Genomic DNA, 14,250 nt, shown 5'->3' with positions numbered 1-14,250 from the left:
CCAATTATTGATTGTGGAACGGGCATCTTGCCCGTTCTTAAAAATAGTCAACAAATTCTATTGACTCTTATCTGTTCTCTGCCGCAAAATAAATTCAGCTAGTGCTAAATCAACGGGTGTTGTGACTTTCAAATTCGTCTCTTCTCCCTCCACAATTTGCACTGGTAAACCGCATTTTTCAAACAAAGCCGCATCGTCTGTCACTTCCCAACCTTTCTGTCGTCCTTCTTCGTGACACTGCTTTAACAATTTCACTTCAAATCCTTGGGGAGTCTGGGCTGCCCACAAATTGCTTCTGTCTGGGGTGTCTCGCACGATCCGACGCTCATCTACGACCTTAATCGTATCCTTGAGCGGGACGGCGACAATCAAGCCCGGGCAGCTCAAGAGGGCCTCGGCAGATCGATCGAACAATTCAGCAGTTGCCAAACACCTCGCGCCGTCGTGAATCAACACTCGATCGGCATTGGGCGGCAAAGCCTGCAAACCGTTGTAAACTGACTCTTGCCTGGTGGCGCCTCCTTTAATCAGTTCCACGGGCTTAACCAAAGATAAATCGCTCAGAATTGCTTTAAAATCAGGAAAATCGTCTGGCTGGCCCATGATGCCAATCCAGCTAATGTGCTGCGAAGCTTCAGCCGCAGCCAAAGTCCAACTCAGCAATGGTTTTCCCAGCAAAGTCAGCAGCAGTTTGTTCCGCTGATTCCCCATCCGTCGCCCTGAACCCGCTGCAGGAATTAATAAGTGCATTTACTAACCGTTTTTAACCCAACTAGATATATATAATAAGAGCGTCCTGTACTTTTGAGTCAGTTGTTTAGCTGTCAGCCAGTAGCTTTTAAGGTCTAGAAATACTATAAGCTGATAGTTGAGAGCCGATCTCTGAGAGCTACCTCGATCAATAATAGCCCGATCGTTTATGATGCGAATACTAGCACTTGTCCCTGGCGGGATTGGCGACCAAATTTTATTTTTCCCTACTCTTGATGACCTCAAGCAGTCTTATCCCGACGCGCAAATTGATGTCATCGTCGAACCGAGGGCAAAGGGCGCTTATCGAGTCTGCAAATCCGTCAAAGAAGTCTTGACGTACAATTTCAAAGACCGCAACGCTATGGCAGATTTGGGCAATTTACTGGGCGTAATTCGCGATCGCGAATACGAAGCAGTAATTTCCCTCGGCCAGCGGTGGACTGTAGGGCTGCTGCTGTGGCTGACCGGCATTCCGCAGAGAGTTGGCTATTCGGGAACCAACGGCGCTCGATTTCTCACTGCTGCTGTACCGTTAAAAACTGAACAGTACGCCGCTTCAATGTACCATGATTTGCTGCAAGGATTTAACATTACAAATCCTTGTCCGGCGATCGCAATTAATGTACCAAAACAGGACATTCAGTGGGCGGAAGCCGAACAACAGCGGTTGGGCGTAAAAGAAAGCGGCTACATTCTAATTCACGGCGGTTCGAGTCAATTAGCTGTGTCTAAAGGTATTGACAAAATTTACCCTACAGACAACTGGAAGCAAATAATTGAAGATTGTCAGCAGCGGCAGCCGAATTTGCCTGTTGTTGTTGTGAAAGGCCCAGAAGATGCAGAGTTCGTGACAAAGTTAGTCGCGTTATGTCCGAATGTAAAAGTTATCTCGCCGGATGATGTCGGCAAGTTGGCTGCCACGATTGCTGCTGCTAATTTGATGATATGTACTGACAGTGCGCCGATGCACTTAGCTGTGGCGGTTCAAACTTATACAATAGCTTTGTTTGGCCCGACTGAACCGGCGAAATTGTTGCCAAAGAGCGATCGATTTTTGGGCATTAAATCTCCTACTGGCAAAATGGCAGACATCTCTCCTCAAGATGTTTTGAAGAAGGTTTGGGGCGGCTAAGAACTAGGATATCTAAGTCAGGACACGGCACTGCCGTGTCCCTACAATTAATTTGGCGATGGTTGTATCTTTCATCTAGGGCGATCGATCATTTTGGTGTAGGGAAACGGCACTGCCGTCTCCTCCTATTTTGGGGGTAGGGAAACGGCATTGCCGTGTCCTCCGTCGCCTAGATTTAGCTTTCTTTTCGTCGATCGCTCTCCTGCTGCAATACCTTCTTCTTTTCCTTAGATTGAGCATACTCAATTCTGCTAAAACCTATCAAGGCCTTGGCGGAAGCAGTGAATTCATCCACTGAGATTTTATGAGAATATAGAAGTCCTACACCTACCATGAGAATCACGGCTGGCAAGGATCTGACGGCACGGTTAATATTGTGGTTCATAACGATTTGCTCTTCTAAATAGTGTTTCTATAACTAGAATACTGGAGCAAAAAGGGAGACGAAAGGGCAGATAGGGCGAGTTTTAATTTGTGTTCTGCCCTAAATTTTAGGGCAGATAGGGCAGGAGATTAAAACCTATCTGCCCTAGTCAGAAACAAGTAATTAAATTAGGATTTACGCATGGGTTCCAGAAACCGGGTTTTTACCGAATCTGCGGGCTAAAACGAAAATTTTTCGTAAAAAACCCGGTTTCTTTGGTGGGAGTGCGTACTAGAATACTAATTATCAGTCCTCTTAACAGGACTTTCGCTATGAGACGGGGAATTCATTCCCTGTCGGACTGTCGGATTATCTAATTAACTAAAACACTAACAACCATACCTAAAAACCTACTATGCACCCACACGATATAGTTAAATCGAGTGCCAAAGGACAAATCCTGCTCAGACAGTTATTTAAGGATAGGAAACCTAAACTGACGAGAGAAGGACTAATGGACCAAGCTAATGTTGGCATGGACACAATTAAGCGCTTACTCGGTACAAAAGGATGTGTTAATGGCGTACAAAGATGGCAAGTTATCAACATAGCTAAAGCATTAGGAATAGAACCAACAGATATTGTTGATCCAAAAGATTGGAATCCCGGAAATTCGCTGCCGCCAGAGTTTGAATCACTTATAGCAGAAAAAATTAAAACCTTTTGCGGCCGCCAATTTGTTTTTAAGGCTTTTCAGGACTTTATAAAGGAAAATCCTCACGGTTATTTTACAATTATCGGGGATGCGGGAATGGGCAAAAGTTCGATCGCAGCCAAATACGCCTCCGAACATAAATCTCCCTGCTATTTCAATATTCTCGTCGAACGCCGCAACAGACCAGAATTGTTTTTGAAGAGCATTCGCCAGCAATTAATTGACCGCTATCAATTGCCAAATTCAGAAGATGCCGATTTACCAACTTTACTGGCAAAGGTGGCGGGAAAACTCACTTGGGGCGAACGTTTGGTAATTGCGATTGATGCACTGGATGAAGTCGAACAAGAACCGGGAGAAAATCTTTTACATTTACCGAAAAATCTTCCCAATAACGTCTATTTTCTGCTGACTAGGCGACCCTATAGCCTCGATAAAAAGCGGCTGTTAGTAGATGTTCCCGAAAAAGAGTTAGATTTAAGAGACGAAAAGTATGTTAATTTCAATCAGGATGATATCAAAAAATATATTCAGTTTGTTTTAGATTCACATTCTAATTATAAAAATGGACTGAGAAACTGGATTCAAACCCGCAACATTAGCGATACAACTTTTGTTGAGAAAGTGGCAGACAAAAGCGAAAATAATTTTATGTATTTGCGGTATGTTTTACCAGCAATTGCTAAGGGCGATTACCCTGACTTGGATTTCAAGCAATTGCCAGACGGACTGGAAGAGTATTATCAAAACCATTGGGTACGGATGAGGATGGATGATAAGCCAGGGCAATTGATGGAGCTCGTCTTGTATATTTTACTAGAGATTAAAACGGCGATTCCCTGGGAAATGATTGCTGGAATTGCCCAGATGGATGAATGCGATGTGAAACAGGTTTTAGAAGAGGAGTGGGTTGAGTATTTGAAAAAGCAGAAGATAGACGGAGAAATCTGCTATACCATTTATCATGCTAGTTTCCTTGATTTTCTGAAAACCAAACGGGAGATGGATTCAAAGCGAAAGATTTTTAAGGCAGTAAATCAACGAATAGTTGACTATGTAAAAAGGAAGAAAGAAGAAAATGAAAACATTCGGTGAAAACAAATTAAAGGTAGAAAGTCCCGCTTTCTTGCGAGTATCTTTGGGTTTGCCATCTAATTTGATAAATTCTGAAAATTTAGGAAAGTATTATCAAGCCCTGACTGATTTTAACTTCCTGATGGCAAAGATTCAGCATCCTGAGTTTGGGGTACAGGCACTTATTGATGATTTCAATTTGGTTGACGATTCAGAAGCATTAAATCACTCAGAGTACAATCCAGAAAAAGTAAAAACTCTGAATTTGATTCAATCGGTACTGTGGATGTCAGCCGATATTTTGGAGCGAGATAATAGAAAACTGGCAGAGCAATTGTTAGGGCGCTTACTGTACTTTAAAATCCCAGAGATTCAGGCAATGCTGGATGTAGCAAAGCAATGGAAAGCAACACCTTGGTTGCGTCCTTTGACATCCTGTTTAACTCCCCCTCGCAGGGGATTACTACGTACCATCAAAGGTCATAGCGACGGGGTAAATGCAGTAGCCGTCACTGCTGATGGGAAGCGGACGATTTCTGGTTCATCGGACAAAACCCTCAAAGTCTGGGATTTAACTACTGGAGATGAACTGTTTACTCTCAAAGGTCATAGCGACTCGGTAAATGCAGTAGCCGTCACTGCTGATGGGAAGCGGGCGATTTCTGGTTCATATGACAAAACCCTCAAAGTCTGGAATTTAACTACTGGAGATGAACTGTTTACTCTCAAAGGTCATAGCGACTCAGTAAATGTAGTAGCCGTCACTGCTGATGGGAAGCGGGCGATTTCTGGTTCATCGGACAAAACCCTCAAAGTCTGGGATTTAACTACTGGAGATGAACTGTTTACTCTCAAAGGTCATCGCTACTCGGTAAATGCAGTAGCCGTCACTGCTGATGGGAAGCGGGCGATTTCTGGTTCACGGGCGATTTCTGGTTCATATAACAACACCCTCAAAGTCTGGGATTTAACTACTGGAGATGAACTGTTTACTCTCAAAGGTCATAGCGACTCGGTAAATGCAGTAGCCGTCACTGCTGATGGGAAGCGGGCGATTTCTGGTTCATATAACAACACCCTCAAAGTCTGGAATTTAAGCACTGGAAAGGAACAATTTACTATTGAAGGTCACAGCGACTCGGTAAATGCAGTAGCCGTCACTGCTGATGGGAAGCAGGCGATTTCTGGTTCATATAACAACACCCTCAAAGTCTGGGATTTAAGCACTGGAAAGGAACAGTTTACTCTTGAAGGTCACAGCGACTCGGTAAATGCAGTAGCCGTCACTGCTGATGGGAAGCGGGCGATTTCTGGTTCATCGGACAAAACCCTCAAAGTCTGGGATTTAACTACTGGAGATGAACTGTTTACTCTCAAAGGTCATAGCGACTCGGTAAATGCAGTAGCTGTCACGGCTGATGGAAAGTTGGCGATTTCTGGTGCAGGGGACAAAACCATCAAAGTCTGGGATTTAGCAACTGGAGATGAACTGTTTACCTTCAAAAGTCCCAGAGAAGTGATAAAAGTAGTAGCAGTCACTGCTGATGGCAAACGGGCAATTCATGCTTCAAGGAGTTCTGCCTCAAAAAAAAACTTTCTCAAAGTCTGGGATTTAATAACTAAAAATGATCAGTTTACGCTCAAAGATCATAGCCACAAGGTAAGTGCAGTAGCAGTAATTGATGTAGTAGCGGTCATTGGTGATGACAAACAGACGATTTCTGATTCATGGGACAACATCTTAAAACCATGGGATGTAACAACTGGAGATTTACTGTTTATTTTAACAGGTCATAGCCGCAAGGTAAAAGCAGTTGCCATTACTCCTGATGGTAAGCGGGCGATTTCTGGTTCATACGACAAAACCCTCAAAATCTGGGATCTAACAATTGGAGATGAACTGTTTACACTTGAAGGTCACAGCAAATCGGTAAATGCAGTAGCAGTTACTGCTGATGCGAAGCGGGCAGTTTCTGGTTCAGATGACCAAACCCTTAAAGTTTGGGATTTAGTAACTGGAAAGGAAGAGTTTACTCTCAAAGGTCACAGCAACTCGGTAAATGCAGTTGCTGTCACTGCTGATGGGAAGCGGGCGATTTCTGCTTCAAATGACAACACCCTCAAAGTCTGGGACTTATCGAGTAAAAGTGTCATTGCAAGTTTCACGGGTGAAAGTTCGATCGCCTGTTGCGCTATTGCACCCGATGGACTCACAATTGTGGCAGGCGACGAATCCGGCCGCGTATATTTCCTGCGGCTAGAAGGGATGGAGGAACTAAAATGAATTCCTCACCTCTCTCAACTCCCATCTCTACCGCTGCTTACCCAAGGGAATTTCAGCAACTCCTGCGAGAAAAAACCGAGAATTTTGTCGGCCGCAAGTTGGTTTTTTCTGCCATTTCCGACTTTCTGAACTCCCACAGCCGCGGTTATTTCACAATTGTCGGCACTCCCGGCTGCGGCAAAAGTTCCATCCTCGCCCAATATGTCACCGCCCATCCTCGCAGTATCTATTACAACGCTGCAGTTGAAGGCAAAAATCGAGCTGAAGATTTTCTCGCTTCTGTCTGCACTCAACTGATTGACAAATACCTTGCCGCCAATGGGGAAACATCGGAAATTGTCAAACTCAGATCTCAACTTCAAAATCTCGAATCTGATGATGGGAGTTGGTTTCTGTCTTTGTTGCTTCAGCAAATTAGCGATAAATTAGCCGATCGCCAAAAGTTGATAATAGTCATTGATTCTGTAGACGCGATCGCCCGCACGAGTCAGCCTCCCAGTACCAATCTGTTTTACCTTCCGAGATATTTGGGCGATCGTACTTATTTTATCCTCGCCCGCCGCCCGTTCTTGAGAGAGAAATCCGGTTTGTTAATTGAAACCCCCTCTCAAACTCTCGATTTAAGAGATTATCCCGCCCAAAATCGGGAAGATGTCCTTAACTACATTCAGCAATACCTATCAACCGCACCGGATTTAACTCAACCCGAATTCTGCCAACAACTCGCCACTGTCAGCGAAAACAATTTTATGTATCTGAGTCAGATGTTAAGGGCGAGCGGCGAGAATTCACACCCCGATGCTAATCTGGGAGAGTCCTCACTTGTCTCTGAACTTCCTCCCGGTTTAGCAGCGTATTATCAAAACCACTGGCTGCGGATGACAGGTGATGGCTTATCGGCGATCGAGTTATCTGTGCTGAATGTTTTGGTACAATCCACAACAGGTTTATCTGTAAGTGCCATATCCAATATAATTGATGAGGATGAATACGAAATTGAAAAAGTGTTAGACAATTGGATTGAATTCTTAGATATGCAAGAAATCGGAGGAGTAGTTTGCTATAGTTTCTATCATGCCAGCTTCCGCGAATGGCTGCGCCAACAATCTATTTTAGAATGACGAGCGCACCTTTTCTCCTCAGTCCGCGCAGGCGAACTTTGTTGGTCTAGATGCGATTTCAATCGCCGAGTGAGTTATATTAAAAACAATACAACAATGAAACGAGCAGTATTTCTTGACCGAGATGGCGTTCTCAATATCGAAGCTGGTTACATTCACCAACTAGAAGATTTGCACTTAATCCCCGGAATAGCTGAAGCTGTACGCCGTTTAAATGACCAACAAATATTTTGCTGTTTGGTTTCTAATCAATCTGGTCCGGCGAGGGGCTATTATCCGGTTAGCCACGTAGAAGCTTTGCATCAACGCCTGTGTCAGTTATTAGAAAAAGAAGGGGGAGCGAGGCTAGATGCTCTTTATTACTGCCCTTATTTGAGCGAAGCAGAAGGCGGAACAAACCCCGAATTCACGCGATATACGACTTGGCGAAAACCGAATACGGGGATGTTGGTAGCCGCAGCTTGGGAACACGATTTGGATTTGCCGAATAGTTTTATGGTGGGGGACAAAGCGACTGATGTTGATATGGCTCACAATGCTGGCTGTACTGGCATTTTGGTGCAGACTGGTTACGGAGAAAGCGTGTTGAGCGGAGAGTATCAGCATCATACTAAACCAGATTTTATTGCAGCCAATTTAGCGGCGGCGGTTGAGTGGATTTTGCAACACTTTGATGATTAGAAAACCTATTTTTAGGGTGCGCACTGCGCGCCTTATCCTTTAGAAAACTGGGTGAAACCGATTCTACACAAACTTTCGTCTGCTGCTCGACTGAGCTTTGCCGAACGTCCTTCCCGGACTAAGGAATAAAGATAGAAAACTTCAAGATTTACTGAATTTTGCAGGAAAGGGCAACGTAAGGAAGCGCGACTGTGAAAATCGTACCAACGCCCATTTTGCTTTCGCAGGCGATCGCGCCTCCTTGCAATTCCACAGCTTTTTTAACAATTGTTAATCCCAAACCGTTACCTTTAATCTTTCCAGTATTCTTGCAGCGGTAGAACATTTCAAATATTTTCCCTACTTCGGTTTCTGGGATGCCGATACCTTCGTCTCGGATGCGCATAATTAGTGAGGGAGAGTTAATATTTGTAAATTGGGGATTGTTAAACAAACACTGAGGAGATAAGCAGGAAATAGCTTCTTTGTCTCCCTCGCCTGGTTGACAGTATTCCAATTCCAAGGTGACTTGTCCGCCGTTTGGCGAATATTTGATGGCGTTGACGATTAAGTTAGAAATAATGCCGTGCAGCAATTGTTGATCTAATATCGCGCTGGTAACATTTGAGGGGATTAATGTTAGTTTGTGCTTGGTTTCATTTCCTAACTGCAATTGAGCGAGCAAGTCTTGACAAAATTCGACTAAATTAATCGGTAATGGATTGCATTTGAGTTTTCCTGCTTCTGCTCGGCCCATGAACAGCATATCGTCGATTAGCTGGTTCATCTTTTGGGTAGCTGAGTGCACCAGTCGCAGGGTTCTGACTTGGGATTCGTCACTGCTGCGAGTTCGATCGAGCTTTAGGAGTTCCGCAGAGATTAAAATCGCGTTGAGCGGGTTGCGCAATTCGTGAGCCGCCATTGAAATATAATGGTTTTGGCGGTGCGATTTTTCTTCCATCGACTCTCTGGCTGCTTCCGAAGCTTTGAGAGCTTCTCGCATCTGGGTTTCCATTTCGTGTCTGTGCAGGGCAATCTCGATCGCCACCCGTAAATCATTTTGTTGAAATGGTTTGATAATGTAACCGAATGGATCGGTAAGTTTCGCTCTTTGCAGCGTTTTATCGTCGGCATAAGCTGTTAAAAATACTGTCGGCACATTCCTCTTAATTCGGATTTTTTCTGCCGCTGTTACTCCGTCCATGTCACCTTTAAGCACGATGTCCATCAACACCAAATCGGGCGGGTTTTCTATAGATTTTTGAATAGCTTCTTCTCCTGAAGAAACTGTAGCGGTTACTGCATATCCCAGTTTTTTTAATCGACCTGCTATGTCTTGCGCTACAATAACTTCGTCTTCGACAACCAAAATTTTTATAGGGTTCATTTTTCCTTAAATGCGTCGCTGATAATTTAACTCTTTAAAAATTAGAGTGTAGCAGGTTCCACAGTGACTGTCAATGGTAATACTTGCCTCTAATTGGCAAGACAACATTCTCACTAATCGCAATCCTAATGTTTCCGCATTTTCTACGTCGAAATTCGCCGGGAATCCGCTACCATTATCTTGAATAATTAATTGGAGTTGCTGACAACTTAATTCATTAAATTTTATGTTAATTTCACCTGCCAAACTTTGGCTAAAAGCATATTTTAAGGAATTAGAAACTACTTCGTTAATAATTAAACCGCAAGGAATTGCTGTTTCTATGTTTAAATAAATTGGAGCAAGGTTGAGCTTGAATTGGATGGCAGTGTTGCCGCACCCAAAAGATTGATACAAATTAGCAACCAAGTTTTCGACGTAGGGGGGGAGAGCGATGCGATCAAGATGTTCGGATTGATACAGTTGCTCGTGAATCAGAGCCATTGAATGAATGCGGGTCTGGCTGTCTTCAAATAAAGCTAGTGTGGGTTCGTCTTCAATGTATTGAGCTTGAAGTTCCAGCAAGCTGGAAATTACCTGCATATTATTTTTGACTCGGTGGTGAATTTCTTTGATCAATACTTCTTTTTCGCGGAGTGCTGCTTGGATGCGGGCCTCGGTAAATTTGCGATCGCTGATATCTTCGGCAATACCCGCGACGCGGTAAATTTTGCCCGATTCGTCGTAAATGGGAAAAGCTCGATCGCACACCCAGCGAATTGTGCCGTCTGGCAGAAAAATCCGATATTCGGTATTGGTGGATTCGCCCTGCAACACTAGCCCCATTGCCTCTTCCAACAGGCGTTTATCTTCTGGATGCACCCACTCCATCATTTTTAAGGGCTCAGCATACAGTTCTTCGCGACTGCGCCCCCAGATTTGTTCGTAAGCTGGACTCAGATACAATAAATCTGTGAATTCAGCAGACATTAGCCAGACGGAATCTTGGATATTTTCTGCTAACTGGCGGAAGCGTTCTTCATTTTCACGGATAGTTTTTTCTGCCTGTTTGCGTGCGGTAATATCTACTGCAATGCCCACGATGCGGTAAACTTTACCAGATTGATTTCTAATCGGAAAAGCCCGATCGCGAATCCAGCGGGTTTTGCCGTCCGGCCTGACAATTCGATATTCTATCTCGTCTTCCGACTCAATTTGTCTAGTTAAATTAGCAATAACGCGCTCGCGATCCTCTGGATGGAGGGAATCTGCAAAAAAGCGCCCGTAAGCATACAAATCAGCGCAGCTTCTGCCCCAAATCTTTTCGTAACCCGGACTGATATAAATAATTTCCTGGGGTTGAACGTTTACCATCCAAAACACCCTTTCAATGTTTTCTGCTAGCTGTCGGAATCTTTCTTCGCTTTCTTTCAGGGCTGCTTCGGTTTCTTTGCGATCGCTAATATCTTCTGTCACTACTACATTGTAAATTGCCCCGCTCAGCGGTTCTTTGATTAGCGATACTGTAATATTTACCCAAACTAGCGTGCCGTCTTTGTGCAGCAAGCGTTTTTCCATTTTAAAACTGTCAATTTCCCCGGCAAATAATTTATTGTTTTGTTCTAAATCTGCATCTATATCTTCTGGGTAAGTAACGTCCATCCAAGTTCGGGACAGCAGTTCGCTCGCACTATATCCCAGTATCTCGCAGAATTTTTGATTGACTCGCAAATAGCGGCCTGTTTGGTCAGGGTGGGTAATGCCGACTGCCGCTTGTTCGACGGTTGCCCGAAAGCGTTCTTCGCTATCTCTGAGGGTGGCTTCTGCTTTTTTGCGATCGCTAATATCGCGCTGCGCGCCAAAATACCCGACGATTCTGCCGTGGGAATCGTAAATACAAATATAGTCGCCTTCTAGCCAAAATAAAACCCCGTCAAACTTGCGATTGTCATTTTCGATGTGAATTCTGCCCGCATCGAAAAATTGCCTCATTATCTCTCTGCCGCCCGTCAAGTTGTGCGATAAGAAAGAGTAAAGCGTCCGACCAATAAACTCTTCCCTAGTACCTCCGTATTGAGCTATCAAAGCATCGTTTGCCTTCGTTACCCGCCCGTTAGCAAATACGTAATCCAAGACTTTTTCTTTGTTAACTGTATCGTCCCAGTGTATGGGTTGGTCCAGCATCATAAAGAAAAAGCCATCTAAAGATTGAGAGAAAAACAATTCTAGCTGTTCCTGGCTTTCCCGCAGAGCTTTTTCGGCGCGCCAGCGAGAGAGAATTTCTTCCTGCAATTGATCGTTTGCAGTTTTCAAGTCTTCAGTGCGCTTGTGATATTTAATTTCTAGCTGATTTTTGATTTCTTCCAGCGCTATTTCTGCCTGTTTTTTTTCGGTAATATCTTGGGTAACGACCATGCCGGCAAAAATTTCTTCCCGGTCGTTTTTGACGGGAGCAATTGTTGTTGAATAAACGCGACCGCCGTATTTATATTCAAAAGTATTCTCTTTTCCTGCCAAAGCAGCGCAATATGTAGTCTCAAAAAGGGGCAAATCTTCAGGTGGCGATACTTCCCACAACGTTTTGCCTTCCAACAGTTCTTTGGACAAACCAACTACTGCCAAACCTTGGCCGTCAACCAGGGTATAGCGCAAATCGCGATCGAACAAAAACACTGAACCATTCGGATAATGTTTGATGAGAGTTCGGTACATTTCCTGGCTTTTTTCCAGAGATGCGATTAACTGAATGCGATCGTCCTCGGTGCTATCAAATTCAGTTACGGAACCCGAAGAGTCTGCATTCTCGACTGCTTTAAGTTGTGCTTCTAATTTCTGGCACAATTCTCTCTGCTGCTGCAAATCCTCTTCAAGTTGCCGAATTTTTGCTTTTTGCTCTGCTACTAATGCTTCGCAGGTTTCCAGAGGTCGATCGATCTTGGTAGGATCAATACACATAATTGCTCTAGGTTTGGCAGTTGCGGACTTGAGCTTTTTCAAGCCCATACTAACAAAGCTCAAGCCTTCACTGCATTAGCCAAAGTTTTTCTTAACTTCTTCCTTCTTCCTTCATTTAGGAACTCCCGCCGTCAAGACTTCATGGCCCTCCATTGTCACCAAAACATCATCTTCAATTCTCACGCCAATACCGCGCCATTTTTCAGGAACCTCCGGCTGTCCTTCAACAGGCTTAATATAAGGAGAAATATAAATCCCCGGTTCCACAGTCAGCACTTGTCCTGCCTGCAAAACTTGCGGATTTTCTCCGTACTGATAAACGCCGACATCGTGCACGTCCAGTCCCAGCCAATGACCAGTGCGGTGCATATAAAATGGCTTGTATTTCTCTTCTTTAATAATCTCTTCAATGTCCCCCACCAAAAGTTTTAAATCCATTAAGCCTTCCACCAAAACGCGCACTGCCGTTTCATGAATTTTGCTGTAAGGATTTCCGGTATAGACTTGACTAATTGCCTGCAATTGTGCTTGCAAAACTAAGTCATAAATTATCTGTTGTTCAGTTGTAAATTTGCCGCTAACAGGAAAGGTGCGAGTAATATCGGCGTTGTAGTACCCGCAAGCACAACCGGCATCTATTAGCAGCAAATCGTTTTCCTGCATTTGCCGATTGTTTTCGATGTAGTGGAGGACGCAGGCATTGTAACCTGATGCAACAATTGAAGGGTAAGCGGGAGTGCAGCCATTTAAGCCAAAAGTATGTTCTATTTCAGCTTGAATTTCATATTCGTATCTGCCCGGTTTGGCGAATTCTTGGGCGCGGTTGTGCGCTGCAACTGAGATATTAGCCGCTTTTCGCATTAATGCTAATTCTGTTTCGCTTTTCACCAGCCGCATCGGGTGTAAAATGATGTTGGAATCTTCGATTGCTGTCGGGCCTGTGCCGCGTTTTGGGTAGGTTGCCATCAAGCGCTGCCAGTGATTGAGGACTGTTTGGTCGAAACTACGATCGCGCCCGAAGTGGTAGTATATGCGATCGGCTTTTTCTAAATATTTCGGCAGTTTTTCCGCAAGTTCGGCGATGGGGAAAGCTTCATCCGCGCCGTAAAGTTCTTTAGCGCCTTCTACTCCGGCGCGATAACCGTGCCAAGTTTCTTTTTCCAAGTCTTTTGGCTGCACAAACAACACAAATTTGTGTTCTTCGTGGTGCGGCGCGAGCACTGCTACCGCCGCAGCTTCGTTGAAACCGGTCAAGTAGAAAAAATCGCTATCTTGTCGGTATGCGTATTCTACATCGTTGTGCATTACGGCTGCGGGCGCGCTGTGAAATATCGCCGTCCCGCTGCCAATTTTTGCCATTAACTGTTCGCGTCTTTGCCGGTATTCGGTGGGGTTTGTCATCCGATTTTAGATTTTAGATTTTAGATTTTAGAGTGAGTGTAATATTAACACTCGGCGGTTGAAATCGCTGCTTGTCCGGCTTGCACCCGCAAGCCCAGGGTTGAAGATATAGGCGATCAGTTTTTTTTCTGGGTATACTTATTTATTCTATTGTTCTGCGATCGCCAATTTACAAGTATAGTCAACCAGCCGAGACAAAGATGAGTTGCGATCGACTAAAGTCCATCTCGGATCGAAATTAGACCAATTTTCGCCATCTTCGCTAACTCTAACAGTTCTAAACTGTCGCTGCTGGCAGTTAACTTCCATTTGCGCCAACAATTTCTCGTTACTAAACTGTTGAGTTCCTAAGCTGTTGTGCCTTTAAATAGGGTATAATAAAAAATGAGTTTAGTCAATCTCTACAAAAATGCCAGCTAAAAACC

At 44.2% G+C, this 14,250-nt stretch carries 11 protein-coding genes; 5 read left to right on the top strand and 6 right to left on the bottom strand.

All coding sequences use genetic code 11. The features are described from left to right. Window positions 1-57: 57 nt before the first annotated feature. Window positions 58-750, bottom strand: coding sequence for a 2-C-methyl-D-erythritol 4-phosphate cytidylyltransferase (gene ispD / locus QT996_RS17775; RefSeq protein ID WP_333048036.1), 693 nt, complete (start codon window positions 748-750; stop codon window positions 58-60). A 172-nt stretch (window positions 751-922) separates the two neighbouring features. On the opposite strand from ispD, the gene QT996_RS17770 reads away from it, so the two are divergent. Further along, window positions 923-1,885: a glycosyltransferase family 9 protein gene (locus QT996_RS17770; RefSeq protein WP_333048090.1), complete on the top strand. Its 963-nt coding sequence runs from the start codon at window positions 923-925 to the stop codon at window positions 1,883-1,885. Window positions 1,886-2,060: 175 nt separating this feature from the next. On the opposite strand, the gene QT996_RS17765 is transcribed toward QT996_RS17770, so the two are convergent. Beyond that, window positions 2,061-2,270, bottom strand: coding sequence for a hypothetical protein (locus tag QT996_RS17765; RefSeq protein WP_333048035.1), 210 nt, complete (start codon window positions 2,268-2,270; stop codon window positions 2,061-2,063). 493 nt (window positions 2,271-2,763) lie between these two features. Here QT996_RS17765 and QT996_RS17760 point away from each other — a divergent pair, with 493 nt between their 5' ends. The 4 genes from QT996_RS17760 (at window position 2,764) to QT996_RS17745 (ending at window position 8,124) form a co-directional block, all read left to right on the top strand. Next, on the top strand, window positions 2,764-4,059 hold the full coding sequence (locus QT996_RS17760) for an NACHT domain-containing protein (protein ID WP_333048034.1): 1,296 nt from the start codon (window positions 2,764-2,766) through the stop codon (window positions 4,057-4,059). Beyond that, entirely contained in the window at window positions 4,043-6,322 is a 2,280-nt protein-coding gene (locus tag QT996_RS17755) for a WD40 repeat domain-containing protein (protein WP_333048033.1), read from the top strand. The genes QT996_RS17760 and QT996_RS17755 overlap by 17 nt, the downstream gene beginning before the upstream one ends. After that, window positions 6,319-7,443 (top strand): ATP-binding protein, encoded by a 1,125-nt coding sequence (locus tag QT996_RS17750; RefSeq protein WP_333048032.1) that lies wholly within the window; start codon window positions 6,319-6,321, stop codon window positions 7,441-7,443. Before QT996_RS17755 ends, QT996_RS17750 begins: the two co-directional genes overlap by 4 nt. Before the next feature lie 96 nt (window positions 7,444-7,539). Next, on the top strand, window positions 7,540-8,124 hold the full coding sequence (locus QT996_RS17745; RefSeq protein ID WP_333048030.1) for an HAD family hydrolase: 585 nt from the start codon (window positions 7,540-7,542) through the stop codon (window positions 8,122-8,124). Between the two features lie 148 nt (window positions 8,125-8,272). Here the strand turns inward: QT996_RS17745 and QT996_RS17740 are convergent, their stop codons facing one another. From QT996_RS17740 to QT996_RS17725, 4 genes are all read right to left on the bottom strand, one after another. Continuing rightward, window positions 8,273-9,490, bottom strand: a complete 1,218-nt coding sequence (locus QT996_RS17740; RefSeq protein ID WP_333048029.1) for an ATP-binding protein — start codon at window positions 9,488-9,490, stop codon at window positions 8,273-8,275. Window positions 9,491-9,496: 6 nt separating this feature from the next. Next, a complete protein-coding gene (locus QT996_RS17735; RefSeq protein ID WP_333048028.1) occupies window positions 9,497-12,424 on the bottom strand; it encodes a PAS domain S-box protein in 2,928 nt (975 codons plus the stop codon). A 111-nt stretch (window positions 12,425-12,535) separates the two neighbouring features. Continuing rightward, window positions 12,536-13,825: an aminopeptidase P N-terminal domain-containing protein gene (locus QT996_RS17730; protein ID WP_333048027.1), complete on the bottom strand. Its 1,290-nt coding sequence runs from the start codon at window positions 13,823-13,825 to the stop codon at window positions 12,536-12,538. Window positions 13,826-13,972: 147 nt separating this feature from the next. After that, window positions 13,973-14,134 carry a hypothetical protein gene (locus tag QT996_RS17725; RefSeq protein WP_333048026.1) on the bottom strand — a complete coding sequence of 54 codons (162 nt, stop codon included), beginning with the start codon at window positions 14,132-14,134 and terminating at the stop codon, window positions 13,973-13,975. Window positions 14,135-14,250: the final 116 nt, after the last annotated feature.

Origin of the sequence: Microcoleus sp. S13C4, assembly GCF_036700865.1 — a bacterium.
Taxonomy (GTDB): Bacteria; Cyanobacteriota; Cyanobacteriia; order Cyanobacteriales; family Microcoleaceae; genus Microcoleus.
This window is presented reverse-complemented; position numbering and strand designations above follow the sequence as displayed.